This window comes from Maridesulfovibrio salexigens DSM 2638 (assembly GCF_000023445.1).
Taxonomy (GTDB): Bacteria; Desulfobacterota; Desulfovibrionia; order Desulfovibrionales; family Desulfovibrionaceae; genus Maridesulfovibrio; species Maridesulfovibrio salexigens.
In genome coordinates this window covers 2,266,152-2,293,002 of record NC_012881.1, presented here as the reverse complement: position 1 = coordinate 2,293,002, position 26,851 = coordinate 2,266,152, and the positions used below count along the sequence as shown (strand labels likewise).

Annotated in this window: 19 protein-coding genes and 1 tRNA gene; 13 read left to right on the top strand and 7 right to left on the bottom strand. The window is 46.0% G+C overall.

Annotation, left to right across the window (positions count from 1 at the left end; translation table 11 throughout):
• Window positions 1-4: 4 nt before the first annotated feature.
• Genes DESAL_RS10460 through DESAL_RS10450 form a run of 3 tightly spaced genes read right to left on the bottom strand, consistent with a single transcriptional unit; the run spans window position 5 to window position 2,797 of the window.
• Window positions 5-634, bottom strand: coding sequence for a MotA/TolQ/ExbB proton channel family protein (locus DESAL_RS10460; RefSeq protein ID WP_015851959.1), 630 nt, complete (start codon window positions 632-634; stop codon window positions 5-7).
• Window positions 621-2,045 (bottom strand): MotA/TolQ/ExbB proton channel family protein, encoded by a 1,425-nt coding sequence (locus DESAL_RS10455; RefSeq protein WP_015851958.1) that lies wholly within the window; start codon window positions 2,043-2,045, stop codon window positions 621-623. The genes DESAL_RS10460 and DESAL_RS10455 overlap by 14 nt, the downstream gene beginning before the upstream one ends.
• Window positions 2,042-2,797 carry a DUF3450 domain-containing protein gene (locus DESAL_RS10450; protein ID WP_015851957.1) on the bottom strand — a complete coding sequence of 252 codons (756 nt, stop codon included), beginning with the start codon at window positions 2,795-2,797 and terminating at the stop codon, window positions 2,042-2,044. The genes DESAL_RS10455 and DESAL_RS10450 overlap by 4 nt, the downstream gene beginning before the upstream one ends.
• Before the next feature lie 148 nt (window positions 2,798-2,945).
• On the opposite strand from DESAL_RS10450, the gene DESAL_RS10440 reads away from it, so the two are divergent.
• From DESAL_RS10440 to DESAL_RS10400, 9 genes are all read left to right on the top strand, one after another.
• On the top strand, window positions 2,946-4,463 hold the full coding sequence (locus DESAL_RS10440; protein WP_157046941.1) for a hypothetical protein: 1,518 nt from the start codon (window positions 2,946-2,948) through the stop codon (window positions 4,461-4,463).
• Between the two features lie 49 nt (window positions 4,464-4,512).
• A complete protein-coding gene (locus DESAL_RS10435; protein WP_015851955.1) occupies window positions 4,513-6,075 on the top strand; it encodes an ABC transporter transmembrane domain-containing protein in 1,563 nt (520 codons plus the stop codon).
• A gap of 23 nt (window positions 6,076-6,098) precedes the next feature.
• On the top strand, window positions 6,099-7,730 hold the full coding sequence (locus DESAL_RS10430) for a peptidase domain-containing ABC transporter (protein ID WP_015851954.1): 1,632 nt from the start codon (window positions 6,099-6,101) through the stop codon (window positions 7,728-7,730).
• Entirely contained in the window at window positions 7,720-9,057 is a 1,338-nt protein-coding gene (locus DESAL_RS10425) for an HlyD family type I secretion periplasmic adaptor subunit (RefSeq protein WP_015851953.1), read from the top strand. The genes DESAL_RS10430 and DESAL_RS10425 overlap by 11 nt, the downstream gene beginning before the upstream one ends.
• Window positions 9,058-10,274: 1,217 nt before the next feature.
• Entirely contained in the window at window positions 10,275-12,203 is a 1,929-nt protein-coding gene (locus DESAL_RS10420; protein WP_015851952.1) for a calcium-binding protein, read from the top strand.
• A gap of 476 nt (window positions 12,204-12,679) precedes the next feature.
• Window positions 12,680-14,128, top strand: a complete 1,449-nt coding sequence (locus DESAL_RS10415) for a calcium-binding protein (RefSeq protein ID WP_015851951.1) — start codon at window positions 12,680-12,682, stop codon at window positions 14,126-14,128.
• 41 nt (window positions 14,129-14,169) lie between these two features.
• Window positions 14,170-16,380: a calcium-binding protein gene (locus tag DESAL_RS10410; protein ID WP_015851950.1), complete on the top strand. Its 2,211-nt coding sequence runs from the start codon at window positions 14,170-14,172 to the stop codon at window positions 16,378-16,380.
• An 86-nt stretch (window positions 16,381-16,466) separates the two neighbouring features.
• Window positions 16,467-18,623 (top strand): type I secretion system permease/ATPase, encoded by a 2,157-nt coding sequence (locus tag DESAL_RS10405; RefSeq protein WP_015851949.1) that lies wholly within the window; start codon window positions 16,467-16,469, stop codon window positions 18,621-18,623.
• The gene (locus DESAL_RS10400; RefSeq protein WP_015851948.1) at window positions 18,607-20,022 is read left to right on the top strand and encodes an HlyD family type I secretion periplasmic adaptor subunit; all 1,416 of its coding nucleotides are present in this window, start codon (window positions 18,607-18,609) and stop codon (window positions 20,020-20,022) included. The genes DESAL_RS10405 and DESAL_RS10400 overlap by 17 nt, the downstream gene beginning before the upstream one ends.
• A 385-nt stretch (window positions 20,023-20,407) precedes the next feature.
• On the opposite strand, the gene DESAL_RS10395 is transcribed toward DESAL_RS10400, so the two are convergent.
• Window positions 20,408-20,484 (bottom strand) — tRNA-Arg (locus tag DESAL_RS10395).
• A 372-nt stretch (window positions 20,485-20,856) separates the two neighbouring features.
• Here DESAL_RS10395 and DESAL_RS10390 point away from each other — a divergent pair.
• From DESAL_RS10390 to DESAL_RS10380, 3 genes are all read left to right on the top strand, one after another.
• Window positions 20,857-22,422 carry a methyl-accepting chemotaxis protein gene (locus DESAL_RS10390; RefSeq protein WP_015851947.1) on the top strand — a complete coding sequence of 522 codons (1,566 nt, stop codon included), beginning with the start codon at window positions 20,857-20,859 and terminating at the stop codon, window positions 22,420-22,422.
• Between the two features lie 171 nt (window positions 22,423-22,593).
• Window positions 22,594-23,028, top strand: coding sequence for an Sbal_3080 family lipoprotein (locus tag DESAL_RS10385; RefSeq protein ID WP_157046940.1), 435 nt, complete (start codon window positions 22,594-22,596; stop codon window positions 23,026-23,028).
• 131 nt (window positions 23,029-23,159) lie between these two features.
• A complete protein-coding gene (locus DESAL_RS10380) occupies window positions 23,160-23,564 on the top strand; it encodes a hypothetical protein (RefSeq protein WP_015851945.1) in 405 nt (134 codons plus the stop codon).
• Here DESAL_RS10380 and DESAL_RS10375 read toward each other — a convergent pair whose 3' ends face one another.
• From DESAL_RS10375 to DESAL_RS10365, 3 genes are all read right to left on the bottom strand, one after another.
• Window positions 23,565-24,350 (bottom strand): AraC family transcriptional regulator, encoded by a 786-nt coding sequence (locus DESAL_RS10375; RefSeq protein ID WP_015851944.1) that lies wholly within the window; start codon window positions 24,348-24,350, stop codon window positions 23,565-23,567.
• A gap of 11 nt (window positions 24,351-24,361) precedes the next feature.
• Window positions 24,362-24,949 carry a LysE family transporter gene (locus DESAL_RS10370; RefSeq protein WP_015851943.1) on the bottom strand — a complete coding sequence of 196 codons (588 nt, stop codon included), beginning with the start codon at window positions 24,947-24,949 and terminating at the stop codon, window positions 24,362-24,364.
• A gap of 94 nt (window positions 24,950-25,043) precedes the next feature.
• Window positions 25,044-25,724 (bottom strand): Crp/Fnr family transcriptional regulator, encoded by a 681-nt coding sequence (locus DESAL_RS10365; RefSeq protein ID WP_015851942.1) that lies wholly within the window; start codon window positions 25,722-25,724, stop codon window positions 25,044-25,046.
• 123 nt (window positions 25,725-25,847) lie between these two features.
• Here DESAL_RS10365 and DESAL_RS10360 point away from each other — a divergent pair, with 123 nt between their 5' ends.
• Window positions 25,848-26,843 carry an arsenic resistance protein gene (locus DESAL_RS10360; RefSeq protein ID WP_015851941.1) on the top strand — a complete coding sequence of 332 codons (996 nt, stop codon included), beginning with the start codon at window positions 25,848-25,850 and terminating at the stop codon, window positions 26,841-26,843.
• The last annotated feature ends 8 nt before the right edge of the window (window positions 26,844-26,851 follow it).

The window sequence follows — 26,851 nt, the reverse complement described above, 5'->3', positions numbered from 1 at the left end:
CTGGTTATCCTTTCTGATTACTCAGGCTGTCGGTCTGTTCTTGAAGGCAAATGCAAAATAGCTCCATGCGGGATTTTAGCTTTTCTCCCTTGCGCAGAAGTATTCCCCCGAGGATAAGTCCCGGAACAGCGGCTACCAGACCGCTTTGAGTGGTAACTAAAGCTTCGGATATACCTGAGGCCAGCGCACGTGCGTTTCCGGTCCCAAACTGGGCAATTACATCAAAGGTCGAAATCATACCCGTGACTGTCCCCAAAAGACCGAGCAGTGGAGCTGCAGCCGCAAGAATAAGGATCGTACCGATGTTGCACATAGTCGCGAATTCGTGACGCACCCGTATTGATTTCAGCAATTCTCTATTTAAATCAGGATCATTGCCGTTTGCATCCATGTGTTCCGAGAGAATATCAAATTGCCAGACAGGGAGTTTTGTTCTGCATGTTTCCGGTTCATTCTTATACATCCTCAGGCAGTTATCCGGAGATTGCTCCTTGTTGCTTTCACGGAAAAAACGAAGACTCTTATATATGGCTAAAGTCCACATGATGAGTGAGAGGATCAGCAGCGCAATCATAATGTCGCCGCCGGCCTGAAAATGTTCAGTCAGAAGTTCCAAAATGTTATACTGCTGCATGTTGTTCGTCCTTGCTTTTGAGTTTGCCTTTCTTCATCAGGGCAACAGCGAATCCTGACCCTTTTTCTTCCATGTCACTGATGATCTTATCCACGCGGCGGTCCAGAATATGATGCAGAATCATGATCGGAACAGCCACAGCCAGCCCTAACTGAGTGGTGACCAGTGCTTCCGATATCCCGCCGGACATCATTCTGGGGTCTCCGGTACCGTAGAGGGTTATGATTTGGAAAGTGCTGATCATGCCGGTAACTGTACCTAAAAGACCCAGCAACGGAGCAACTGCAGCCAGTACATTCAGCGTAGGCAGGGAACGTTCCAGAATCGGGAGTTCCTTGAGCAGGCCTTCCTGAAACGCATTTTCGATAATTTCCCGTGCCTGCCCCATATAATTAAGGGTGTGTCCGATGATCCGGCAGGTGGGGTAATGAGATTGTTCATTGCAGAAAGATCGGCATTTATCCCATTCATCATTGGCAATCATTTTAAGAATCTTTGCCATGTTGCGGTCCGAGTTGCTGCGGATTCTGCTAAGGGTATAGAATCTTTCGATAACCAGAATAAAAGCTGCAATCCCGACAATGATTATAGGCCAGACCAGCAGTCCTCCGGCACTTAGCCATTCCTGTATACTTTTCTGCTGTTGTGCAAGTCGGGCAAAAGAGGCTCCGTTGGAGATATCCACAGGAAAAGCAACGCCGTTGTCATCGAGAAAACTGTTCATGGTTTTTGAGATAGCCCAACCCGGTTCACCTTTTACCGCTATGAGTTTGTCGCCGCCGGGGGAAGGGCGCAGAAAACCTAATGTCCCATCGGGCTGACGGTAAGCAGAGGTAAATGAGCCGATGCGGAGTACTTCGCCGGATTTCTCAGTACCGTCTGCTCCGGTGAATTGACCATTACGGCGGTCTATCTCGCCGGATGCAACCATTTCATCCATAAAAAGGCCCAACAGATTTTGGATACCGTTTAATCCGGCAAAGGTGTTTGCTTTCAGGACTTCTTTCAGAACGACAGCTCTTTCCGGGTGTTCGGGAGTGGTCAGGCTTTCATGGAAATAATCCCGGGCCTGCTTGGCTGAGGTCCGTATCGTTCCATCGATGGTTTGGATTTCCTGTGCCTGCTCTGCTAATTCCTTGTTGAGCTTTTCCTCTTCCTTAAGCAATTCTTCATATCTGGCTTTGAGGGAATCAAATTTATTTTGTTTAGAGTTAATGCTTTTGTCGAGTTGCTGTTTTTCAGCTTTAAGCTCACTTCGTTCTTTTGCAATGAGGTTCTTGGTTGTTTGTGCGTTTTGTTTGGCTTCAGTCACCACGCTTCCAACGGCTTTGGCGGTGTCAGTCCAGCTCTGTGCGACTGCACAGAAAGGAAAAGATAAGCAAAGTAAAAGGCAATATACGACTATTTTCATTTTGCCACTCCCAGCGGAAGTTCTAGTAATTCAACAGCGCGCTTACGTTCCGCCATGTCTTTGGCGCGGCGCAGGGTCAAAGCATATGTGGGGGCCAGAGTTTTCCAGCTGTGCGAGTCTTTATCCCATATCCCGACTTCAGAGCCGTCTGTTGTCTGGTAGTAAAGGGCGGCGCGTCCAAGGCGGAAGATGGTAACCTGAGTAGGTGTCCCGTTGATCATTAATTCCTGCGTGGAAGTGGATACGTTTTGGCCATATTCAGTTTCGACAAGTAATGCCTCAAATACCCGGCGCAGTTTTTCGCTGAGCTGCAAATGATAGTCATCCAGAGAATCGCGCAGGAATTGAATCCGGCGGGTTCTTTCATCATTCAGAAAAGGCAGGTCGGATTTTACAAAGAGTTCCAACTGATCAACAACTGTTTCCAAAAACGGTTCCAGCTCCATTTTGATTCTTTTGGCTTCTTCTTTGCGTCTCTTTAGCTCTGCTATTACTTTTTCCTGCTTTTTGAGGTACCTATCGTATTTTCTGTTTTGAAATTCGAGCCATGCTTCTGTGGCTTTCATTTCGCGAATGGCATCAGATTCCTGGTCTTTCAGATCTGCCCAGTTTTGATATTGTTTTTGTGCCTTTGCCTCTATTGCCACAGCGTTGGCCGCTTGTTCATGCACATCTTTGACCTGCATATTGCTCATAGCAGGGACTGCCACAACTAGCTGAGCAATTAGAGAAATTAGCATAATTCTATTCATAGAATCTCCCGATATTCGAACCTTATTAATATAATGAAAATCGCGTTCGTATATAGGCAAATCTCAGCTGCGATTCTAACATATGATGAACTGTTTGTTGTTGATTGTGAATTTCAATTGCATTCTTGCGTGCCTTGCAGGTACAGTTTTGCCCGGTAGTTCTATCCACGAAGGTGATATTAAACCAGATTCTGATATTGAGTCACCACTAGCTGAAAAAGTCGCAGAAGACTTTGTCGGTAGGGGAGATACTCCAGAATCGCCTGCTGAACCTATCGAGTCTGCCGCGGCTGAAGAGGTTGTGGAAGAGCCTGCCGTAGAATCAGTTGAGCCAGAGGTTGCTGAAGAAGTAACCGAGTCTCCTGCTGAACCTACCGAGTCTACCGTAGCTGAAGAGGCTGTGGAAGAGCCTGCCACAGAAGTAGTTGAGCCTGAGGTTTCGGAAGAAGTAACAGAGTCTCCTGCCGGACCTACCGAGTCTGCCGTAGCTGAAGAGGCAGTGGAAGAGCCTGCCGCAGAAGTAGTTGAGCCAGAGGTTACGGAAAAAGTAACTGAGTCTCCTGCCGGACCTACCGAGTCTGCCGTAGCTGAAGAGGCAGTGGAAGAGCCTGCCGCAGAAGTTGTCGAGCCAGAGGTTGCTGAAGAAGTAGTGGAAGAGCCTGCCGCAGAAGTCGTCGAGCCAGAGGTTGCTGAAGAAGTAGTGGAAGAGCCTGCCGCAGAAGTCGTCGAGCCTGAGGTTACGGAAGAAGTAGTGGAAGAGTCTGTCTCTGAAGCTCCAACGGAGTCCTTTGAGTCTGCTGATATTTCTGACGACTCCGGTAAGGATTCCGGTGGTCAAGGCAACCAGTGGGGCCGCGTAGAAGAAGGTCCCGATCAGGGTAAGGGCGGAGATCAGGAATTTGAATCCGAATCTGATTCCTCTGCTGATGGTGCAGACAAGGGAGGTCCTAAGGGAAATATGGGGCTTGGTAACGGTCTTGATGAAGCTCCTCCCGGTGTGACAGAAGATCAGCCTCATTATGATGAACGGGTTGTTGGGGCTGGCGAGGATGATGATAGTGGTGACACAGCGCCCCAAGAATTCGTGGATGAACCTGTTGCGGAAACTGGCGTGGCTGACTTGGGAGAATCAATAACAGGTAGTTCTGATTCCTCCGGTAAGTCTTCCGGTGGTCGCGGCAACCAGTGGGGCCGCGTAGAAGAAGGGCCCGATCAGGGTAAAGGCGGAGATCAGGAATTTGAATCCGAATCTGATTCCTCTGCTGATGGTGCAGACAAGGGAGGTCCTAAGGGAAATATGGGGCTTGGTAACGGTCTTGATGAAGCTCCTCCCGGTGTGACAGAAGATCAGCCTCATTACGATGAACGGGTTGTTGGGGCTGGCGAAGATGATGCTCTTGAAACCGATTTTTTTCTCATGGAGAGTGATGAAGGAGAATCCGGTTCTAGCTGGACTGAGCTGACTGAAGGAGAGGATAGTGGGGCTGGAGCTGGAATGGACGACTTAAGTAACGGTTGGACCGAAGAAGTTGAATCCGATGAAGATGGAGGTAAGGGAAAAGGGCGCGGTAAAAAGGGCGGCGATGACGACTCTTTTGACAGTTCCGATAATCTTGATGCTTTTGAAAATGAAGCGGAGGACTTTCCTGATCAGTCAGACTGGTAATTCTGTTTTTGCTCTTGTTGTAACTGACTTTGAATAATGGGAACAGCTTATGGATTTATCATACTTCAAAAAGCAGAGAGGGCTTTTCAGTGATTTGAGAACTCTTCCTGCATTTATGCGCAGCTCGTTCGATCTGTTTCTGGCCTCCATTTGTATTAATATACTTGGACTCGCACTGCCGATTGTTTTGATGCAGGTTTATGACCGGATAGTTCTTACAAGGGCAACATCAACCTTGCTCTGGTTGGTTGCCGGATTTATGGCGGCTTTGTTTTTAGAGACAATTTTAAGACTTAGCCGTTCCACTATCACCAATTGGATGTCTGCTCGTTTCGAGCACAGTATAGCTTCTTCCTGTGTAGAACGATGGATGAATTGTGTTCTGGATGATTTTGAAAAAGACGGGGCCGGGGTCCATCTGGACCGTTTGCGGGCAGTGAACACTCTCAGGTCATTCTACGCAGGGCAGGCGTTTCAGCTTATGCTCGATCTGCCTTTCGCGTTTATCTTTCTTGCTGTGGCTGGATTTATAGGAGGCTGGCAAGTGGCTGCATATCTTGCCAGTGTTGCTTTGATCTTTCTTTTTGTGATTGCTTTTATTCGCAGCAGTTACAGCAAAAGCAGGCTTAGACAAAAGATTCAGGCTGATCGCCGCTACAACTTTTTGGTTGAATCCCTTAGTGGAATCCATGCTGTTAAGGCCCTTACATTGGAAGAGTCCATGCTTCGCCGTCATGAGCGACTTGAGGCAGATGCTGCCATGCTTGATTATGATGTCATTTTCATTGGGAATCTCCCGGTAAATATTGGAAATCTATTCTTCCAAATCAATTTGTTCGGCGTGTTGTTTATAGGCGGCACTCTTGCTATTTCCGGGCATATAACTCTTGGTAGTCTTGCCGGATGTACCCTTTTGAGTGGGCGTTTTTTTCAACCTTTCCGTGCCTTGGCTTCATTCTGGGTGCGGCATGCTGATATTGAGATTGCCAAAGATCAAATTAAAAATATCGTAGATCTGCGTGAAGAGTCTAACCTTGATGCACCGTGCCTGCCTGAAGAAATCAAAGGTAAAATTGTATTGAACAAGGTGTCTTACTCCCTTGAGAATGACGGTGCTGATGTTTTCAAGGAACTTAATATGCTCGTCCAAGATGGAGAAATGGTCTGCATTAACGCTGACAGCGGCAGAAAGTCGACCCTTCTGTTGAATCTTATCTATGGATTGATCAATCCTGATAATGGTCAGGTATTTATTGACGGCCATGATTTGAGTGAGTTCTGCCACACTGATTTTCAGGGGCGTATGGAGTATCTCCCGCAGCAGGGAACCCTATTTAATGGAACCATTTTTGATAATCTCACTCTTTTTAATCCGGGAAACAGGCAGGTTGCGATGGATGCAGCTTCTCTTTTGCAGCTTGATTCAGTCCTTTCTGATCTACCGCTCGGCTATGAAACAAAAGTCGGAAACAAACTTTATGAGTTCCTTCCTACAGGTGTCGTTCAACGGATATGTCTTGCACGGGCATTAACTGTTCGACCACGTATTCTTTTATTGGATAAGGTCAATGAAGCCATGGTCTGCTTATTTCCTTTTTACTCAGTGTGTTGACCCTGATACTGCCGCTTTTTGTCATGACTATTTATGATCAGATGCCTTTCTTCGATAACAACACCACGCTGGCTTATATTGTTATCGGAGTTATGGTTTTCATCCTTAGTGATTTCGGATTGAGGATTATCCGTTCCGGCATGATGAGTTTTATCGGGGCGCGCTTAGGCAATATTGTCGGCAACGAAGTTTTTAGGCGAATTCTATATCTGCCATCATCGTTTACAGAGTCTGCTTCAATCGGTTCACAGGCTTCCCGGATCAAGGATTTTGATTCTGTGAGGGATTTCTTCTCCGGACAGGCCTTCACTTCTTTGCTGGAGAGGCCTTTCATCCTGCTGCTTCTGCTGGTCATGTGGATTCTTGGAGGCCCGGTTGTTCTTGTTCCTATTGCGGCGATTGTGGGTTTTGCTTCCTTGGCGGCAATCTACATGCCGCTAGTTAAAAAAGCTAATGCAGCAGTAGCGGAAAGTGGTGCTGCCCGGCAGGAATTAGTCATGGAAATATTGACTAAGATTAGGGCGATAAAGCTAACCAGCACACCGGGAATTTGGGAAAAACGCTATCGGCAGCATTCTGCTGAATGTGTAGCCGAAACTTATAAGGCTTCACAGCTTGCTTCACAGATTAATATTATTACCAATACCCTGATTATGGCTGCCGGTGTTGCGACAATGGCTGTTTCCGTAACCGGTGTTCTTGCAGGAAATATGACCATGGGCGGGCTGGTGGCTTCAATGATTCTTGTCTGGCGGATTCTGGCCCCTTTGCGTTCTGCTTTTGTGGTTATGCTTCAAGTTGAGCGGATCAATAAAAGTGTAAAGCAGGTCGACAGGCTTATGGACTTGGATATTGAGCAGCATTCTGAATCGCTGTTGATGCTTAATCGTAAGATGCGTGGTGATGTCGATTTTTCTCAGGTTTCAATCCGTTATTCCTGTGATGCCCATCCGGCGCTTCTTGGAGTGAGTTTTGAAGTGAATCATGGGGAGGTTCTGGCAATAGCAGGTCATGACGGATCTGGAAAATCAACAATTCTTAAATTGATCATGGGGCTTTACCGTCCTCAGGCCGGTCGTATTGCTTTGAGTAAAACAAGTATTCGCCAGATGGATCCTTTACAAATCAGGCGTGCCATTGGGTATTCTCCGCAGGAAGCTCAGTTTTTTTATGGAACCATCGCTCAGAACCTGAGGCTCGCCAACCCGGTTGCCACAGATGCTGAACTGCGGAAAGCTTGTTCAGAAGCCGGAGCTCTGGAGGATGTTGAGGCGTTACCTGAGGGCTTTAGTACCAGAATCGGTGATTATCGTATGAAGCAGATGTCACAGAAATTTCTTAAAAAACTGAATTTGAGCCGTGCATTATTGAAGCGTTCTCCTTTGTTGCTTTTTGATGAGGTTCTTGAGCGTCCTTCTTTGGCTGAAAGTGATTTATTTATAAAGTTGATCAATTCCAAGCGGGGAAAAAGTACCATAATAATCGTCACTAACCAGTGCCATTATTTGCAAGTTGCAGACAAGATTCTGTGGATGGAAAAGGGCAGAGCTAAGCTTTTCGGTCCGACTGAACAGGTTCTTTCGAGGCTTCCCGAGGAATATAAGTCCTGTCTTTCTGATTCAATTTCAAGCAAAGGATACTGCTATGGGTTCTGAAAATAGAAAGGTGCGCAACAGTAGAAAAGATTCATTGCATTTGTCACAGGCATTGCTCCTTGAAGAGACTGGAGTACCGCAACTTGTACGCTATGTAATTATTACCCTAACCCTTGTCATTGCCGGGTTTGTGGCATGGGTTTCTGTTACAAGGATCGATGAAGTTGCTGTTTGTTCCGGTAAGATTATTCCTTCAGGCCACATAAAACGAGTGCAGAGTGAGGATGGCGGGATTGTCTCGGATATTCTCATCAGGGACGGTCAGGCGGTTAAAAAGGGACAGGATCTCATCGCCATGGACCCGACAGTTTCCGTTTCCAATCTTGATCAGCATCTGGTGAGAGAGGCATCACTTGATCTGCGTAAAGAACGCTTGGCAGCTCTTATTGACGGGCGAAAGCCTGATTATTCCAAAGTAGATGAGCGCTATAAAGAACTTGCGGCTCAGCAACGCCGCCTTCATTCCCAGAAAATTGAATCCATGAAGGCTTCGCGGGCAATTCTCAATAATCAGATCAAACAGTATGAAGCCGAGCTGAAGGAACTCAGCACTCGTGAAGAAAATTTGCGTCAACAGTATGCGCTTCTTAAAGAGGAATATGAATCCTACGAGGATCTTTTCAAGAAACAATTGGTTGGAAAGAGTGAATATTTCAGCGTGAAAAGGCAGTTCTTACATGTTCAGGAAAATCTTCACCAGATTCCGGTACGCCGCATTCAGGTTGGGGAAAAGTTGACTGAAAGCAAGAATAGGCTGGTTAAACTCAAGGAAGAAGCTCTTGAAAGCTGGATGTCAGAACTAGCCATAGTTGAGGCGGAGGCATCAGAAATTCATGAAATTATCAAGAGATTTGAGATGGATGTGTTTCAGTTGTCGGTTAAGGCACCCGAAGACGGGGTCGTACACAATTTGCAGATCAATTCTCCCGGTGAGGTGGACAAGCCCGGCGAAACCGTTTTGGAATTGGTCCCCGTCGGCAAGGAATTAATCGCCGAGGTCCGTATCTCGTCGCGTGATGTGGGGCATATAAAAGTAGGACAGGCTGTGACTGTAAAATTTACGGCCTACGATTTCGCTCGTTATGGTGGAATTAAGGGTAAACTGACCGATATCTCGCCTACAACCATAGTGGATGAAAAGGGTAGCGTTTATTATGAAGGGACGGTTGTCCTTGATCAGAGTTATCTTAAAAAGGGAGCCCAGAAACTCCAGGTTCTGCCGGGCATGACTGTCATGGCGGATATCAGGACTGGTGAGAAAACTTTGATAGGTTATTTTATGAAGCCAATTTATTTGTCATTGCAGCAGTCTTTTCGGGAGAGATAGGGGGGATCTTCAATTAGTTCATGCCTGCTTTCATTCTTGCACTCAGGGTGTATAACCAGCACAGTTGATTTCTCAATAGAGATATCGATGTCTTGGGTTGTTCTATCTGTATTACCGTCCGTGTTCCATGGATGCGGTCATATATCAGTCTGCAATCTCAAGAGAAATTTTCCGGGGGAAATGGAGCTTCGACCCTTCAGCATTTGCTGGGTCAATAGGCTGTGATCCAGCGTCGTTTTAAAGTTACTGCGGAAAGGCTAACACCCATAAAAGGCAATAAAAAAGCCTGTTCTCGCGAACAGGCTTGAAAAATTAGTACAGCTAAAAGGTGAGTAAAATTTGTTAATTCTACTCACCTTTCTACTATAAACTATTGAAATAATTGGCGGGCAATACAAGATTCGAACTTGTGACCTTCAGCTCCGGAGGCTACGGAATCGTATCCGGTGTATGTTATTTCAGGTGTTTAACACCCGTTCTTTTCTCTTATATTACGTTTTCCTCAGGTGAAAAGGTGAGTAAAAGGTGAGCAGGGGATAATTACTTTTAGAAATAGTTTGTGTCAGCTATTTTCTACCAGCAGGCCGCCGGTTCAATTCCAATTCTTGGCTCCCAAAAAGCACAGCCTCGCAATGTTTTATAACGTTGTGGGGCTTTTTGTTTATGATAAATTTATTAGTATGGTTGTTCGTGATGTCGGTAGTGCTTTCAGCAGCAGAATATCCGGTGTGAAAGCTGGTAATCTTAAATGTCTATTTTTTGAGAATAAATTAACATGAACTTAAGATCCATATTGACAAAATCATAACATTAATAATATTAGCAGCAGAATAAATACACCACATGTTGTTCGTTTAAATGTTGGTGTACGCGAACTTGCGACTTTTTATTTGACTTTTGAGCTGTACATGGTCGGGGCAGCTTAAGGGAGTTTATATTTATGTATCGTGTGTTTTCTGCCGCCCCGGCATGTCTTCAAGTAAATTGCTTATCATTTCTGCTTAAAAACTTTTTGTCTTGTCATTGGTCATTTTTATTAAGTCCTGCACTGATCTATTCTGCTTTATAATATTAAGAGCTAATCTTAATTTCTATTTAAATTCCTAAAGTTATCGAATGTATTGTCGATATAATTAATATGCTCACATGGTCGGTAATTATGTGTATTTTGACCTAATTTAATTTTTGAAATTTTCTAACAATCTCTGGAGGATAATATGGCTTCTCCTATTTCAGGTCAGGGTAATGGTATTGAATCTCAGTTGGTCTCAGAAGATAGATTGAGTAAAAATCGGGAAACTCAGGCTGCAAATGCTGTGGGTAAGATTAAGCAGGAATCAGGCAAAGAGGGGCTGGCCCAGAGCGACAAGATTGAACTTTCAGACGATGCTAAGAATTTGGCGAAAAAACAGTCGGCTATGTGTGAAGCTGCAAAAGCTACAGAAGGTGTTTCTGCTGTGGAACCTGTGCGTATCGCCATGCCGAAGAATGCAAACTATGAAGTCTTGGGCACAGCTACAACCCAGATGGGCCGGACAGTAAGTTTTGAGCGGGTGACACAGATTATTCCTCCCGCTGTTGAAGGAGCCGATGCCCAAGTGCGCGAGTTGGGTTACATGGCCCGCGTCACAGGTCTGGAAGGAGAGGATGAGCAAAAGTATTTTGTCAGCAGCAGTATGATCTTTTCAGAAAATTCTGAGGGCAAGTTTTCCGTAAATCAATACGAGAATGGAATGGAAACTGACGGTGACGATATCATCGTTGCTGGTGGTGACGGTGCTGAAATCTGCACTGGAGCCGGTAAAGATACGGTTTTCAGTGCCTCGAAGGATGCAGTGATTGATACAGGTGCCGGAGATGACACCGTTGTGCTCGGAGAAGATTTCGAGGGAACAGTTCAGACCGGTTCCGGGAATGACTCTGTTAAGGCTGAAGGAACTCTTAAAGGGAATATTGATACCGGAGCCGGAGATGATACTGTCAGTGCCAAGAATATTCAGGGCAATATCAGTACAGGTGACGGAAGTGATTCCATAAGTGCTGAAGAGATTGATTTGCAGGGTGGCGCCTACATAATTGATACCGGTTCCGGGGACGATTCAATCAGTGCTGAAAGTATCAATATTTATGACGGCAGTTCTGTAAAGACTGGTAGCGGTAATGATTCCTTTAACGTTTCTGGGAATATCCTCCTTAGAGAAGGGAATCTAAGTACCGGGTACGGCGATGATAAGATCATTGCAAATGGGGTGGGTGCCAGAGGTGGTAGCACAGTTTCCACAGGTGCTGGTGATGACACGATTAAAGTTAAGGGTGTTGTCTCTTATGGCAGTACAATTTCCACGGGTGATGGAAACGACACCATATATGCCGAAAAAAATATTAGCGCAAATTTAGGTGGAGAAATTTCTACTGGAGATGGTGATGATGTTGTGAAGTCTGGCCATGGCCTTGGAGCGGATAATGGCGGTCGTATTTCTACTGGTGCAGGTGATGACGTTGTGCAGTCTGGTTTTTCTGTGGGGGTGAATTATGGTGGCAGTATTTCTACCGGTGCAGGAAATGATGTTGTGCAGTCTGGTGAATCAATACATCTACACCAAAAGTCTAAAATAACTACCGGAGCTGGTAACGATAGTATCAGTGCTGAGCAGACGATAGGGATGTCAGAACGAAGTTCAATTAATACCGGTGCAGGAGATGATAAAGTTAATGCAAAATTTGGAATTCTTGCTTCCGACTCTGATAAATCAGCACTGTATCTTGGAGATGGTAATGACAGCGTAAAAACCGGTTGGCTTTGGGGCGTTAGAGTTTATGGTGGAGATGGTAATGACACCGTGATAGCCAGTGATACCCGTACAACCCTGCATATGGGCAAAGGCGATGATTATGTTTATTCTGACCGTTTTGTCTATAGCACAGTAGATATGGGATCAGGAAATGATCGTGTGGGTGGATTATATTCAGAAGATTCAGCCTTCAATCTTGGTAATGGCAATAACAAGATAGATTTAAGGGAATTTATAAAAAGTACCCTTTTAACTGGAAGCGGAAATAACAGCTTGGATATTGGGAAAGTGCTTTTAAGTAGTATTGATGGAGAATTCATTAAGGAGATGGAAGGTTATAAAGCAGGGTATTAATCTTATTAATTTCTCTTTTTTGAGAAAAATTAAGAAAATCTTTATCTTTGAGTTGACATATTCATAACATTAAACATGCTAGCACGTATATAACTATACCACATATTGATCATTTTGATAATGAAATGCGCAAATTTTTGGCGTCTAAATCGCTTTTTGAGCTGTACATGGTCGGGGGCAGCTTAAGGGAGTTTATATTTATGTATTGTCTGTTTTGTGTCGCCCCGGCATGTTCTCAAGCAAATAGCTTATCCTTTCTGCTAAGAATTTTTTTATTTTGTTATTGGTCCTTTCTATTAAGTCCTGCACTTATCTATTCTGCTTTATAATATTAAGAGCTAATCTTAATTTCCATTAAAATTCCTAAAGTTATTGAATGTATTGCCGATATAATTAATGTGCTCATGTAGTCGGCAATTATGTGTGTTTTGACCTAGTTTAATATTTGAAATTTTCTACAATTACTGGAGGATGATATGGTTTCACCTATTTCGAATCAAGACAGTTCCGTTGGGTCTCCGGCAGCAGCTCCTACTGAGGCTCCGACAGCAGCAGTTTCTACCGCGTCTGTGGCTAAGGTTGGTCAGGTAGCGGATAAAGGGGGGCAGAGTCGGGGCGATAATCTTGATCTGTCTGATGACGCCAAGAATCTGTCCAAGCACCAGCAAAATCCGTTGCAGCTTGCGGATGGGCAGTACTCGGTCATAGCCGAGATGCCGGAGGGGGCCACAGCAGAGCCTATGGCCAGCGTCACCACGCAGTCCGGTCGTACTTTGACCATTGCTAAAGTCATGTTTGCCGGGGGACAGAATGATACTTTCGGCGGTGACCATTACGGTTTTCAAGCCAATGTTTTCAAGCCGGACGGAAAGCTAGAGTACAGCTTTATCCTCAAGAAAGACACCATTCTGAGCGAGAACGAGGATGGATCTCTAAACGTCAGTGACTATACCAAAGGTGCTGAAACCGATGGCGATGACATCATCATTTCACAGGAAGGCAAGGATGTAAGTGGTGGTAAGGGCAATGATACAATTGTGGATTTGTACAGCGAGAAAAATAGAAACGGTCAGGACGGTAAAAGTTCCACAATCGATGGCGGTGACGGTGATGACACAATCATTGTCAAAGGCGAAATGTACAACAAGACAGTCACTACCGGAGCCGGAGACGATACTGTTCAGGTAGAGGGTAGGGTTTATCATTCCGACATCAATACTGGCGAAGGCAATGATACGATCAAGGTTGACGGTAGAATAAGTAGTTCAAACATCACCATGGGTGATGGTGATGATACCATTATTGCGTATCATAGTGGAATTAGCAGCAATATCAAGACCGGGGATGGCGATGATACGGTTTCAATCGGTGGGCTTAACGGATCATTGGACACTGGAGCAGGTGATGACACTATCGAAGCTAGCGTCGTAGCTGGAAATATTAAAACCGGAGCCGGAGATGATACATTAAAAGTTGCCGACCATATTGGCGCAAGTGTTGATATGGGTGCTGGAGATGATGTCATTGCTGCTAAGGACGCAGATGCCATCTATGCTCATATTGACACCGGAAGCGGCAATGATTCCGTAAGAGTTATGGATACCTCTTACAGCACAATCAATCTCGGCAGCGGTAATGACAGCCTTACCGGTCGCTTAATAATGCACAATACCAGAATTAATGGTGGTGACGGTAATGATTCGTTTAAATCAATTGCCAGTGTCTTGGACAGCTTCATTGATATGGGGGCGGGTGATGACATGGTTTCTATTGCCGGCGACCTTGCAAACAGCTTGTTGGCCATGGGTGAAGGTGATGAAGATAGTGTCTTTATCGGTGGAAGCGTTTCCCGCAGCAGCAGTATCTCCGGTGTGAAAGCAGGTAATCTTTGGATTATGGGCAAGCGTGTTGATGAGATTGAGTAATAAATTTTCTTATTAATCTTTAACTATTAGGAGAATTGACTATGGCGATAGATTTAACTGCAAGAATTAATGCCATTATTAATGGCTGCAGTTTCGAAATGAAATCGGATACCTTGAAAGGGCATTCAATGATGGCAAAAGGATGGAGCCCTAGGCCCATTTATGATGTCAATAACCCGTCTGCGAAATTTCCGTATCCTATTGTTGGTCCATTTAGGATCACAGAGCATTTAAACCCTAATGGTTATAATGCCTTAAGCCATGAAGTAGTTGGCTCCGACAAGGGTGACTTTATAGAAGGTGATTCCCTTGGTTATACTTTTGTGAGCAATGATTACGTGCCCGGAGATGAGCCTCAGGAAATGCCTGAATTTGTTCCTACCTGGAAGGGAACATACAAAGGGCCTAGACGCTCATTTAAAGACATCCTCCACGGCGGAGACGGCAATGATTATATTAACGGCAAGACCGGAAATGATACGTTGTACGGCGATGGCGGGAATGATGTGCTTATTGGCGGTGCCGGGGCAGATAGGCTTTTCGGCGGTGCCGGTGATGATATCCTTATTGCTGATGCGCAGGATAAACGGATTGATGGCGGTGCCGGGCATGATGTGCTTGTTGTAGATGGGAAGATGTCTGACGATGCTATCATCGTCGGCATTGAAGAGTTTCGTGGCGGAGATGGTAATGACACAATCAACGGGACTGTCGGTAACGATACCATTTACGGCGGCTCAGGCAATGACACCATCAACGGCGGCGACGGTAATGACCAGCTTATCGGCGGCGCAGGCGCAGATGTAATCAAAGGCGGTAAGGGCGACGACATTATCGCGGCAGATAACGACGATACCCTCGTTGACGGCGGCGAAGGCACAGACAGCCTGTCTGTCAGCGGTTCCTTCAATATGGTTAATACTGTTAACGTAGAAAAAGCTATCGGCAGCGATGATGCGAACACAATCATCGGTAACGCCGAGAACAATATTATTTACGGTAACGGCGGCAACGATACCCTCGAAGGCGGTGACGGTAACGACCAGCTTATCGGCGGCGCAGGCGCAGATGTAATCAAAGGCGGTAAGGGCGACGACATTATCGCGGCAGATAACGACGATACCCTCGTTGACGGCGGTGAAGGAAATGACATCGCTGTAGTTAACGGTTCTTTCAATATGGCCAACACTACCAGCGTGGAAGTTGTTCAGGGTGGCACCGCAGCGGACACTGTTGTCGGTAACGCCGAGAACAATATCATCTACGGTAACGGCGGTAACGACACCCTCGAAGGTGGCGCAGGTAACGACCAGCTTATTGGTGGTGCAGGCGCAGACATCCTCAAGGGCGGCGCAGGCGATGATGTATTCTCCGCAGACAATGAGGATATCCTTGTTGACGGTGGCGAAGGCACGGACAGCCTCGTAGTCAACGGTTCTTTCGATATGGCTAATACTACCAGTGTAGAAAAAGTTTTCGGCGGCACAGCAGCGGATACTGTTGTGGGTAATGCTGAGGATAATATGATCTGGGGTAATGGCGGTAACGATACCATTTCCGGTGGTGCTGGTAATGATCAGCTTGTTGGCGGAAGCGGTGACGATACCCTTGATGGCGGCGCAGATAACGATGTTCTGCTCGGCGGTTCCGGTGCGGACGTGCTTAAAGGCGGAGCTGGTGTAGACGTTGCGGATTACTCTGCATCTTCAGCTGCGGTTACTGTTAACCTTACTGCTGGAACAGGCACCGGCGGTGATGCCCAGGGCGATACCCTTAGCGAAATTGAAAGTGTGCAAGGGTCTGCTTTTAACGACACCATCGCCGGTGCTGCGAACGGTAACATCTTATACGGTGGTAACGGAAATGACAACCTGCTCGGTCTGGGCGGTGATGATATCCTGAATGGCGGTGCTGGCAATGATGCCTTGTACGGTGGATCCGGCACTGACCACCTCCTCGGTGGAGCCGGTGACGATATCTATGTCTTCCAGAAAGGCAACCAGAACGATGTTATTTATGAGGATGCTAATGGCGGCAACGACACTGCCTACATCAAGGATTTCACTAGCGTAGGTATCTACAAGAACGGCAATGACCTGCTTATCGCTGCTAATGAGAATAAAGATATTATGCAGTTCAAGGACTGGTATGCCTCCAAGTCTGTTGAATCCTTCTACTTTGAAGCAGTTAACGGCATGTACACAGCTGATCAGATGGCAAGTATGGCTGTGGATATCACTCCTGCATCATAATCTGATTATTGAAAGGCCCGGAGATTTGTTTTCCGGGCCTTGTTCTATACGGCAGTAACTTTTCCGATATCATTAGGCAATTCTCAATGCAGCACGATACCCAGTCGGCGGCTCTTGACTCAGGTCTGGAGTGCCTTGTTTTTATTGCGCGTTTTCACAATATCCCGGTTTCCACGGAATCTGTCCGTCATGAACATCCCCCCCGGGGAGAATTCATGGACAGCATTGAAATCTTGCGGGCGGCAAAATCAATCAAATTAAAAGCCAAGGAAGCCCGCAAAGATTTTGATGAGCTTTCAATACTACCGACCCCGGCAATGTTTCTGGGCCATGATGGGGTCTGGAAAGTTCTGGGCCGGGTCAGTGATGGTACAGCCCTGATCAGGGATCCCAGAAAAGACAGTGCGGAACTGGTTAAGGAAGAGGAACTTGAAAAGGACTGGGGTGGGCAGGTTATCATGCTTACCCGTATGGGTATCCTTCCGGAAGGATTGCGCAAGTTCAATCTTAGCTGGTTTATTCCTTCGATTATCAAGTATAAAAAGCTGTTCGGCGAAGTCTTGCTGGCCTCATTTTTTCTACAGATTTTTGCTTTGGTTACCCCGTTATTTTTTCAGGTGGTTGTAGATAAGGTGTTGGTTAACAAAGGGCTGACCACACTTGATGTGCTTGCTGTGGGGCTTCTGATTGTTTCGGTTTTCGAGGTTGTTCTTGGGGGTATGCGCACATGGCTTTTTTCGCACACAGCCTACCGGGTGGATGTCATGCTCGGAGCGCGGCTTTTCAATCATATGGTCAAGCTGCCCATCGCTTATTTCAATTCCCGGCGGGTGGGTGATTCTGTTGCCCGTGTGCGGGAACTGGAAAGTCTGCGTCGTTTCCTGACCGGATCAACGTTGACCCTGATAATCGACCTTTGTTTTACCGTTGTTTTTTTTGTTGCCATGCTTTGCTATTCCCCGCTGCTGACAGGAGTCGTGGCGGCAATCATTCCGTTGTATGTAATCCTTTCCTTCTGTATCACCCCGATCCTGCGTAAATTTCTGGAAGATAAGTTCCAGCGCGGAGCTGAGAATCAGGCTTTTCTGGTGGAGACAATATCGGACATTCATACTGTTAAGGCTATGGCTGTTGAACCTCAGTTCCAGCGCCGTTGGGAAGATACCATTGCCAATTACGTGCGTTCGGCTTTCCGGGCGGACAATTTGGGTAACTTTGCTGTTCAGGCTACACAATTTATCAATAAATTAACTACCGTGCTGGTTATCTGGTTCGGTGCGCGGGCCGTTATTGCCGGAGATATGAGTATCGGGCAGCTTGTGGCTTTCAACATGTTTGCCCAGCGGGTCAGCGGTCCGATCCTGCGTCTTGCCAAGGTCTGGCAGGATCTTCAGCAGGCCGGGGTTTCCCTTGAGCGGCTTGGGGATATTCTCAACAACCCCACGGAAGCGGTAAACAATGCCGCAACAAATCCAGGAACCATCAAGGGGCAAATCAGATTTGAGAATGTCAGCTTCAGGTATCGTCCGGATGGACCATTTATTCTGGATAATATCAACCTGACCGTTAATCCCGGTGAATCCATCGGTATTGTAGGCCGTTCCGGTTCAGGAAAAAGCACCCTGACCAGCTTGTTGCAACGGTTTTATCCACCTGAAAATGGACGTGTGCTGGTGGATGGTATTGATCTCAATCTGGTTGAAGTTTCATGGCTGCGTAGGCAGATCGGGGTGGTCCTGCAGGAAAGTAAGCTATTCAACCGCGATGTCCGGGAAAACATTGCCCTGTCCGATCCCGGTGTGGATATGAACCGGGTCATGCATGCCGCAGCCCTCGCCGGGGCGCATGATTTTATCCTTGAGTTGGCCGAAGGGTATTCCACCATGGTCGGAGAACAGGGATCGACCCTTTCCGGCGGTCAGCGGCAGCGAATCGCCATTGCTCGCGCCTTGCTGACCAACCCAAGAATCTTGATTTTGGACGAAGCTACTAGTGCTCTTGATTACGAATCTGAACATATTATCCAAAACAATATGAGTGCTATCAGTCAGAATCGCACTGTAATGGTTATTGCGCATCGGCTTTCCACTATTCGTCTCTGTGATCGAATCATTGTTATGGATAAGGGTAAGATAGTAGAACAAGGAACACATTCGGATCTTATCGCTCAGAACGGATACTATAGAAAACTCTGGGATTATCAGAATAAGGATATGGGAGGCGGAAGTGAAGAAGCGGCGTAAGGGAATACTTCTGCATCTGCCCATGCGGGCCTACTCCAGTCTTGGAGGCTGGGCCGGAAAGATGGTTGAATCAAAGCCGAAGCAGGAAACTGAATTTATGCCCGGAGCACTTGAGGTGGTGGAGACTCCCCCATCTCCAACTGGGCGTATAATTATCAGGACAATTATTCTTTTTGTGGTGATTTCGGTCCTATGGGCAACATTCAGCCGCATTGATGTAGTTGCAACTGCATCAGGCAAGATTATTCCTAGCGGCAAGGCCAAGATTATTCAGCCTGCCGAGATAGGTGTTGTTCAGCAGATTCTGGTTAAGGAAGGACAGAGCGTAAAAAAAGGCGATCTGCTTATTTCTCTGGACCCGACAATTAATGAAGCTGATATAACGGAATTTGAAAATCAACTTATCCGAGCATACTGCGACAATATTCTCTACAGCGCATTGAGTCGTTGGAAAGTCGGTACTTCGGTCGATAAAAAACTGGTTTTTACTGAGGGGACAGATTCCAACTTGAAGCTGCTTTATCAGCATCGTTTTGAATATGAGGCGATGGCCATTAATGACAAGTTGAGCGGCATTAACGGTGAGATAGAAAAGGACAAAATTCATCAGCAGAACCTCAAGCATCAGATCAAGAAAAAATTTGCTGTTTTGGAGATCATTACCAAACGCACCGAGGCCATGCGTAAGCTTTATGAGCAAGATTCTGCGTCTGAGCATGATTGGCTTTTTCAGGAACAGAAGCGTGTTGCAGCTGAACAGGATTATGAGTCCGCAAAGCAGGAGGAGCAGGAGTGTCTTGCCTCCATTGAAAAGCTTGAGCGTGATAAGAAGCAGGTCATATCTGAATTTAGGCGCGATACATTGCATAAAAAATCGGATGCGGAGAACATGATAGAAACGCTCCAGCAGCGTCTGGCTAAAGCCCAGCAGCGCAACAGGTTGCAGCAATTGACTGCTCCCGTTGATGGTGAGGTCCAGCAGTTGTCCGTACACACGATTGGCGGGGTGGTTAAGGAAGCACAGCCGTTAATGGTTATCGTTCCAGAACAGAGTGTGTTGGAGGTTGAAGCCAGTATACTTAACCGAGATATCGGTTTTGTGAAAGAAGGACAGCTGGCAGAGGTTAAGCTCGAGGCTTTTCCATACACAGAATACGGTTCTATTCCTGGTGAGGTCATGTCCGTTTCTAGTGACGCTGTGCAAGATAAAGATGGAAATCTTACTTTTTTGTGCCGGGTGAAGCTTAATCAGGATTTCATTCCTGTGAATGGGCAGAAGGTAAGATTAATCCCCGGTATGCGTGCAACAGCTGAAGTTGCAATCCGCAAACGCAGGCTCATCACTTATTTTCTTTCTCCGCTTATGAAGTACAAAACTGAAAGTTTGAGGGAACGGTAGCGACGGACTTGTGAGATATGTTTTCTATGCTTGTTGTCCACAAAGTGTACGCAAGTTTGCGAGTAAAACAGGTACTGCTCCAACAGACACGTCCATGGACTGGGATGTTTCAAAGTTATACCGTCCGTATTCCATGAATACGGCTATATTCAGGCTGAAATATTATAAGAGATCTTCGGGGGATTGAGCTTCGACCCTTCAGCATTTGCAGGGGCAATAGGCTATGTTCCGGAGTCGTTTTAAGTTCCTGTGGGAGGGCTGGCGCCTTTAAGAAGTCATAAAAAAAGCCTGTTCTCGCGAACAGGCTTGAAATATTAGGACAGCAAAAAGGTGAGTAAAATTTGATAATTTTACTCACCTTTTTGCTGTAAACTATTGAAATAATTGGCGGGCAATACAAGATTCGAACTTGTGACCTTCAGCTCCGGAGGCTGACACTCTATCCAACTGAGCTAATTGCCCGCGCAGAACGTTTTACTATCCATCACTGTGCTTATCTGTCAAGAAAAAACTCCTTAATTTCGTGATCTATTTGTAAGTTTTGGGAAGAATTCCATTGTTTTGTGTTAGTTGAGATTTAATAGGTCTTCTGGCTGCTGTTGTAATAGCTGTTGTTAGCACTATCTAAAATTTAATTGATTTTCTTAATGCAACATCTTGATAGCTAAAATTGTCACAATCTATTGACTCAAGTAGTCTCTTTGAGTAATTTCGAAAATAACTTTTTCGGAATCGCTTAAATGGTGTTCGTTGTCGTTCATAAATGTTCATCTGAAAGCAGATTCTATCGGGGTGGATTCATTTTCTTTTGAACCTTTTGAGGCAGAGGGTGCTATGAAGATCAAATTGCTGATTGGGGTTGGTGTGTGTGCTGTTCTGAGTGCGTTGTCAGTGTTTGCTGCAGCGGAGTTCGGAACTGACATGAAATTTATGTCACAGATTGCAGCTCTATCTGTTTTTGTGATTGTACTGTTGGGAGGAACAGTTACTGTCCTGATGGTAAGCAGAGGGGCTGCGAAAAAATCGGATGCTATTGCCATGTATCTGAAGGGAGTTGAAGAGGGAGACTTTAATTCCAATAGGCCTGAATCCTGTGAGGGGGATCTCGGGCAGCTTGGTGAACAGGTGTGTGTCACCATTGATGCATTGAAAAAAAGGATCGGTTTTTCAGAAGGGGTGCTTAATGCTATTGCCGAGGCTTATCCTTTTATGACCTGTGATGCCGAGGCAAAAGTAAATTATGTTGGTAACAGACTTTTCAAGATTTCCGGTAAAACAGGGAAGCCTGAAGATTATTACGGTTTAACTACCGGTGGGTATGTGTACGGTGACAACTCCCGTAAAACAAGGACAGACCGGGTTGTAAACGAGGGCATCCGCATTGAAGGTGAGACTTCTTTTGAGGGGGATGGCGGTCTTCATGAATTGCAGTTTTCAGGCGAGCCATTTTATGATCTTGATAATGAATTGTGCGGTGCTTTGACCATTTATTTCGACCTTACTGAAGTCAAACAGCAGCAACGCAAAATTCAGGAAAACGCTGAAAGAGTCGCTAATGTTGCAGCTGAGCTTGTGGATATCACCGGACAGGTTAATTCGGCTGCCGGCGTAATCGCTTCCCAGATTGAAGAAGCGGCTAAGGGAGCGGTTTTACAGTCCGAGAGAATTACTGAAACTGCTTCCGCCATGGAAGAGATGAACAGTACCACCCTTGAAGTGGCTCGTAATGCTGTCGATGCTGCTGATAATGCTACCGCTGCGGCAGATAATGCCCATGAAGGGCAGAACGAAGGGCGAAAGCTGGTCGAATCCATTGAGACTATGAATACACATGCTACAAATCTGGGGACTTTCATGAGTGATCTCGGAAAGCAGACAGATTCCGTGGGAAGTGTTATAACAGTTATTCAGGATATTGCTGATCAGACTAACCTGTTGGCTCTGAACGCTGCGATTGAGGCAGCTCGGGCAGGGGAAGCAGGGCGCGGATTTGCCGTTGTTGCCGATGAAGTCCGCAAACTTGCTGAGAAGACCATGACTGCTACCGATGAGGTGGGGACAGCAATCAAGGCTATTCAGGATGGAGCTCAGCGCTCTATTGAAGGGGTTCGTCTTGCAAGCAATGCAGTTGAGCAGTCAACAGAAATTGCACATAGTTCCGGTCAGACACTTGAAAGAATCGCAGAAATCGTTAACGGTACCTCTGATCAGGTACAGTCCATCGCAACTGCGGCGGAACAGCAATCCGCCACCAGTGAGGAGATTAACCGGGCAGTTGATGATATCAACTCCATTGCCGCCCAGACAGCGGAAGGCATGCATGCCGCTAATGAAGCCAGTTCCGAACTGGTTCGGATGAGCGATGAACTTAATACTTTGATTAAACAGCTTTCTTCCTAGTACGGTCCCGTACTCCATTGTCCGAAGCAGGTCGCATTGTTTTACAGTGCGACCTGTTTCATTTTGCAAGGCAGGAATCTTGACCCTGAGGTGGAACCATTATATCCCCGCTTAAGCAATGATAGAGGTGGAAATTTGCAGTACCTAAAGTTATATTTTGTTGTAGTGATTATGGGGTTTATGACTGGTTGCTCATCTATTGAAGTTATTAACGAACCAGTCCCGGAGATTTTGCAGGCGGAGAAGGTTTGCATTGTTGTACATGATGATACCCGTGAGCTTTTTAAGACGACCCTTAAGGAATGGATGCGGGAGCAGGGGATTACCCCGGACATATATCCGCAGGATACTTCCGTTGATATTTGCGAATGGACTCTCGCGTACGAAGGGCGCTGGGCATGGATGGTCGGTTTGTACCTGGCTGATGCAAAGATCACAGCTTATCGTGATGGCTCCGAGGCCGGGAGAGTGTGGCTGGATATCGGAAAATGGGATGGCTATAAATGGGAGGACGGAAAAGTCCGTATATATAAATTGATGAACATGCTTTCCGGTAAAGTCGATCATTACGAACTGCCAACGATACAGAAAGATATAGATAATTAATCCGCTAAAGTTTGTGAGAATAAACCGCCCCTTCAGAGAGGGGGCGGTTTTTTTATTCGAAACCGTGAGCTGTGATCCGAAATGTGCTATCCTTGAAATGATTCATAATAGTCTCAGTAAGGAGAGTGCATATGGGAGTCAGTTGGGGAGTACGGGTAAGGGTGGTAATCCTGTTTATTCTGGGGGGGATTTTGTTCTTTCCGGGAGTTTTGTTGATTCTAGCAGGATTTATGGAGCCAGATATGGGGTCGGATGATGCTCTGGCAATGTTTTTTATGGGCGGATTGCTCAGCTTTTGTGGATTGCTGATCTGGTGGGCGATGCGCAAAGTTTATCGCCGGGGTAAGTATATGACAGCCCGTATGCGCCGAGAGCAGGATGATGAAGACGTGGCTATGGGGATGGCCATGGCCCAAACTCATTACATAGCTTCAACCATGCATGACTCTGATGATAATGATTTTGATTCAGGAGACGTTGATTCGGATATTGATACGGACTTCGATTCCGGTGGCGACTTTGATATCAATGATTGATCAGCAGGATTTATTCAACAGTTTTGAGTATGCGTTGGCGGTGAGCCCATACACGCTTTTGAATTGGCGGTTGAAATGTGAAAGGTCGTAGAATCCGCAATCGAGCATGACTGCGTATAGTTCTGCTCCGGCATTAAGGAGCTTTTTGGCCTGCTCAGTCCTGCAACTGAGGAAGAACTGATAGGGCGAAAGCCCTTTCACAGACTTAAACTGACGGATGAAGTGGAATTTGGACATCTGCACTTCCTTGCAGATTTCATCCAGCTTTAGCGGTGCTTCGAAATTGTCATGCATCATTTCGACTGCGCGTTGCACTGCTTTGTAATTCCGGAGTGCTCGCCGTGGTTCGACTGTATTTGCTGTTCGATCAATGACGTTCATGATCAGCTCGCTGGTCAGCAGGTCACCTTGGCCTGTTTCTACGGAGCGGGTCAGGTTTATGATATTCGCTGCCAGTTTCGGATCATTAATTATAGGCGTGGAAAATTTCAGCACGTCCTTTTTGCCGGAGACTTTTTCAAAAAGGTCCCGCGGGATGTAGGTCATTACATATTCTAGGCCTGTTTCGTCCCCGGAGCAGCCGTCGTGTAATTGTTCCGGGCTGAAAAGCATGATTCGGCCCGGTTTTGAATACAGCATCTCTCCTTCCAACCAATATTTTTGAATTCCTTTCAGGGTTACTCCTATGGCGTATTCCTCATGGGAGTGTTTCCTGTATTTGAATTCATCAAATCTGGCTGAAAGAACAGTCAGGTCTTCGTGATGTGTGTAGTTGAATTCCCGCATAACTAATACATTTAAAGTAAATTTTGCAGTCCGGAAATGGACCACGCGCAGTAGACCATGGTCAATGACAGGATGATGTTTGCCTGTTTTTGATAGGGGCGCAGGTAGCGACGGAAAAGAGTTCCCAGCACGACCCAAGAACTGTAGGCACAGAAGCCGATAAAGGTCAGTATAAGTACATACAGGGCAATGTCCAGAGGATCAGAGAAAGCAGGTATTACAAAACTGCCGATGACGGTCAGGGTGAAAAGCACTACTTTGGGGTTGATGAATTGCATGGTGAATCCGGTCATGAATCCGCCGCTCTTCTTCGAGTTTCCGCCGTCGTCCATGTGCAGGATTTTCCATGCGAGATAGAGCATGTAGCTTGTCCCGATAACAGTCATGACGGTTTGAACCTGCGGCATCATATTAAAAAGATAGCTGTTCAGGGCAGCGGAAAGGCTCAGCAGTATGCCGAAAGCCAGTGTTGCACCGGCCACAAATTCAAGTGCTTTTTTGTAGCCGTGGTTTTGCGCTGTGGAAAATATTACAATGTTTGAAGGTCCGGGGGTGAATGTCACTACAATGCTGTAAGCCAGAAATGCCAGTATGTTCATATGTCTTTCTCCTCATTCTCAGTATGGGTAGAATGTGGCACAGGCAGGTTTTAACCGGATAGTACAAAGTTGCTCAGTTTGCTGAGAGATGTGTTTAGCTCAGACATACTCCTTCCCGGCAACGGCTCAGTTCTTCGCGGTCGATGATTTCAATTTCGGAGCCATCAACTGAAATTAAGCCATTGGAGCCCATTTTTTTCATGGTTCTGGAGAGTGCTTCAGGTGTGATCCCGATGATTTTGGAAAGCTCACGATAGGATATATCCATGTTTACCTGACCATTTTTTTCGTGGCTCAGGAAATAGGCAGCAAGCCTTGATGGTACTTGTTTAAGTGATAAAGAGTCGATCATTTCCATGGCATCTTTAAGTCGTCTGGACATAACCCGCATCATCTGCATCAGGATGGTGGGGTCTTCCTGAACCAGTTTTTCATATTCGGTGGGGTTGATGAAAAGAACCCGGCTGTCTTCCAAAGCACTCATGTTTGCCGGGAGCACGCCATCGGAAAAGACTGAACACAGGCAGAAAGGTTCTCCGGGGCCGAATACGAAGATTGTCTGCTCTTTGCCTTCGTCGGAAATTTTGAAAAGTTTAACTTTCCCAGTCAGCAATACGTGTAGTCCCTTTGATGCTTTGTCTTCGCTAAAGAAAATGGATTTCCTAGGGATGTCATTAATTACCGCATATTGGGAAAGTCTTTCCAGCTGTTCTTTTTTTAATTGGGCAAATAGGGGTAATTTGCCGATCTCTTTTTCAATATTTTTTCTATTCATAGTTTGTTCTAGAAATGAGTCCTGTTGATCGAGATCAATGTTCGTTTGGTTTGTATGCTGTAGTTTTTAACTCATGAGAGCGGGGTAGGGCAATGAATGAACTTTAATGAATTGGAGAATGATATGTGGATCATTTTGCAGAAGATTACAAAAAATTTGATTTTGGCTATTCCGATGATGATGTTTGCAGGGTTTATTTATGGATTGAACTTTGATCCCGCTTGGCTCAAGTCCATGATCATTCCGTTCACCTTTTTAATGGTTTATCCCATGATGGTTACTTTAAAGATTAAGAAAGTTTTTGAAGGTGGAGATGGCAAAGCGCAGCTTCTGACCCAGTTGATCAATTTCGGGATTGTTCCTTTTGTCGCCTTTGGTTTCGGGATCTATTTTTTCGCGGATAGGCCCTACATGGCTCTGGGGTTGTTACTTGCGGGATTGGTTCCGACTAGCGGAATGACCATTTCATGGACCGGATTTGCCAAGGGGAATATGTCAGCAGCGGTAAAGATGACAGTTGTAGGACTGGTCGTAGGCTCTTTGCTGACCCCTGTTTTCGTAAAGTGGTTGATGGGTGCTTCTATTGAGATCAATCTTTTGGCGGTATTTAAGCAGATCGTATTTATTGTTTTTCTGCCTATGGTTCTTGGTTTTATGACCCAGCGGTTTCTCGTGAAAAGGTATGGTCAGGCTGATTTCCAGAAGTCTGTAGGTCCGAAATTTCCGCCCCTTTCTACTCTGGGAGTGCTTGGAATCGTATTTGTAGCCCTTGCTCTTAAGGCTAAGACCATTGCTGCAGCACCCGAAGTTCTGCTGAGTATCTTGGTGCCGTTGTTGCTTCTTTACTTATTCAATTTTACCTTAAGCACGCTGGTTGGGAAGGCTTTTCTGCCGCGGGGTGATGCCATTGCCCTTGTTTACGGTTCGGTTATGCGAAACCTGTCTATTGCGTTGGCTATCGCTATTAACGCATTTGGAGCGCAGGGCTCTGATGCTGCCCTTGTAATTGCAGTGGCTTACATTCTTCAGGTGCAGTCTGCGGCATGGTATGTACGTTTTACTGATAGAATCTTTGGAAATAACCAACCAGAGTCTCCGAGGTTTGCCTGTCAGGGATGATAGTATTC

Excerpts from the sequence above, each read along its gene's own strand:
- DESAL_RS10460 (WP_015851959.1), bottom strand. The coding sequence starts at position 634 with ATGCAGCAGTATAACATTTTGGAACTTCTGACTGAACATTTTCAGGCC.
- DESAL_RS10455 (WP_015851958.1), bottom strand. The coding sequence starts at position 2,045 with ATGAAAATAGTCGTATATTGCCTTTTACTTTGCTTATCTTTTCCTTTC.
- DESAL_RS10450 (WP_015851957.1), bottom strand. The coding sequence starts at position 2,797 with ATGAATAGAATTATGCTAATTTCTCTAATTGCTCAGCTAGTTGTGGCA.
- DESAL_RS10435 (WP_015851955.1), top strand. The coding sequence starts at position 4,513 with ATGGATTTATCATACTTCAAAAAGCAGAGAGGGCTTTTCAGTGATTTG.
- DESAL_RS10430 (WP_015851954.1), top strand. The coding sequence starts at position 6,099 with ATGACTATTTATGATCAGATGCCTTTCTTCGATAACAACACCACGCTG.
- DESAL_RS10425 (WP_015851953.1), top strand. The coding sequence starts at position 7,720 with ATGGGTTCTGAAAATAGAAAGGTGCGCAACAGTAGAAAAGATTCATTG.
- DESAL_RS10420 (WP_015851952.1), top strand. The coding sequence starts at position 10,275 with ATGGCTTCTCCTATTTCAGGTCAGGGTAATGGTATTGAATCTCAGTTG.
- DESAL_RS10415 (WP_015851951.1), top strand. The coding sequence starts at position 12,680 with ATGGTTTCACCTATTTCGAATCAAGACAGTTCCGTTGGGTCTCCGGCA.
- DESAL_RS10410 (WP_015851950.1), top strand. The coding sequence starts at position 14,170 with ATGGCGATAGATTTAACTGCAAGAATTAATGCCATTATTAATGGCTGC.
- DESAL_RS10405 (WP_015851949.1), top strand. The coding sequence starts at position 16,467 with ATGCAGCACGATACCCAGTCGGCGGCTCTTGACTCAGGTCTGGAGTGC.
- DESAL_RS10390 (WP_015851947.1), top strand. The coding sequence starts at position 20,857 with ATGAAGATCAAATTGCTGATTGGGGTTGGTGTGTGTGCTGTTCTGAGT.
- DESAL_RS10385 (WP_157046940.1), top strand. The coding sequence starts at position 22,594 with ATGGGGTTTATGACTGGTTGCTCATCTATTGAAGTTATTAACGAACCA.
- DESAL_RS10380 (WP_015851945.1), top strand. The coding sequence starts at position 23,160 with ATGGGAGTCAGTTGGGGAGTACGGGTAAGGGTGGTAATCCTGTTTATT.
- DESAL_RS10375 (WP_015851944.1), bottom strand. The coding sequence starts at position 24,350 with ATGCGGGAATTCAACTACACACATCACGAAGACCTGACTGTTCTTTCA.
- DESAL_RS10370 (WP_015851943.1), bottom strand. The coding sequence starts at position 24,949 with ATGAACATACTGGCATTTCTGGCTTACAGCATTGTAGTGACATTCACC.
- DESAL_RS10365 (WP_015851942.1), bottom strand. The coding sequence starts at position 25,724 with ATGAATAGAAAAAATATTGAAAAAGAGATCGGCAAATTACCCCTATTT.
- DESAL_RS10360 (WP_015851941.1), top strand. The coding sequence starts at position 25,848 with ATGTGGATCATTTTGCAGAAGATTACAAAAAATTTGATTTTGGCTATT.